This is a genomic window from Dietzia sp. DQ12-76 (genome assembly GCF_014145045.1).
In the GTDB taxonomy this organism is placed as follows: domain Bacteria; phylum Actinomycetota; class Actinomycetes; order Mycobacteriales; family Mycobacteriaceae; genus Dietzia.
Genome location: NZ_JAALDV010000349.1, coordinates 8,505 through 9,916, shown reverse-complemented (window position 1 = coordinate 9,916; position 1,412 = coordinate 8,505). Strand labels below are relative to the sequence as shown.

1 protein-coding gene and 1 pseudogene are annotated in these 1,412 nt (G+C 72.2%); both read left to right on the top strand.

Annotation, left to right across the window (positions count from 1 at the left end; all coding sequences use genetic code 11):
• Positions 1-476: pseudogene (locus G6019_RS11990) on the top strand (lipid-transfer protein); the annotation flags it as partial.
• The coding region (locus G6019_RS11985) for a thiolase domain-containing protein (protein ID WP_182627680.1) at positions 473-1,412 on the top strand (940 nt) is incomplete at its 3' end. The pseudogene G6019_RS11990 and the gene G6019_RS11985, both read left to right, overlap by 4 nt.

Sequence of the window (1,412 nt, the reverse complement as noted above, 5' to 3'; positions counted from 1 at the left end):
GCCCGCCGGTCACCGACGGCGCCGGCGCGATAATCCTCGCCTCCGGCGACCGGGCACGCGAGCTGGTCGACACCCCGGCCTACGTCACGGGGATCGAGCACATCGCCGACTCCGCCGAGTTCGGCGCCCGCGATCTCACCGACTCCCCCTCGGCCCGCGCCGCCGCCGTGCGCGCCACCCGGGCATCCGGAGAGCGGCCCGATCTCGGGGGAGTGACCGTCGCCGAACTGCACACCCAGTACACGCACCAGGAACTGCTCCTGCGTTCCGCGCTGGGCATCGGCGACGACGTGGCCGTGACACCGTCCGGCGGATCGTTGCTGGCGGACCCGCTGTTCTCCGCCGGGCTCGAGCGCATCGGGTACGCCGCCAACGACGTCATGGAGGGCCGCACCGAACGCGCCCTCGCCCACGCCACCAGCGGACATCTGCTTCAGCAGAACCTCATCTGCCTCCTGGAAGGACGCCCCGCATGAGCGCCCACAGCTCTGGTCTCCCCGCGGCCGTTCTCGGCACCGGCCAGACCCACCACGTCGCCCGTCGCACGGACGTCTCCATGTCCGGCCTCTGCCGCGAGGCGATCGACGCCGCCATGACCGACGCCGGCGTGGGATGGGACGAGATCGACGCGGTGGTCGTGGGCAAGGCCCCCGACCTGTTCGAGGGCGTCATGATGCCCGAGCTCATGATGGCCGACGCGCTCGGCGCGGTCGGCAAACCGCTCCTCCGCGTCCACACCGCCGGCTCCGTCGGTGGTTCGACGGCCGTGGTGGCCGCGTCGCACATCCAGTCCGGCCGTTACCGACGAGTCCTGGCCGTAGCGTGGGAGAAGCAGTCCGAATCCAACGCCATGTGGGCCCTGAGCCTGCCCGTGCCGTTCACCGCCCCCGTCGGCGCGGGAGCCGGCGGGTATTTCGCCCCCCACGTGCGGTCCTACATCCGCACCACCGGCGCCCCGGAGCACGTCGGCGCGATGGTGGCGGTGAAGGACCGCCTCAACGGGTCCATCAACCCCCACGCCCACCTCAAGCAGCCCGACCTCACCGTGGACAAGGTGCTGCAGGGGCAGATGCTGTGGGACCCCATCCGTTTCGACGAGACCTGTCCGTCGTCCGACGGCGCGTGCGCGATCGTCCTCGGCGACGCCGAGGCCGCCGAGGAGGTCGAGTCCACCGGCCGCCGTGTCGCGTGGGTGCACGCCACCGCGTTGCGCACCGAGCCCGGGACCTTCGCCGGCCGTGACTACGCCAACCCGCAGGCCAGTCGCGACGCCGCGGCGGCCCTGTGGGCCGAGGCCGGGATCACCGACCCGGCCGAGGAGATCGACGCCGCCGAGATCTACGTCCCGTTCTCGTGGTTCGAGCCCATGTGGTTGGAGAGCCTCGGGTTCGCGGCCCCGGGCGAAGGCTGGC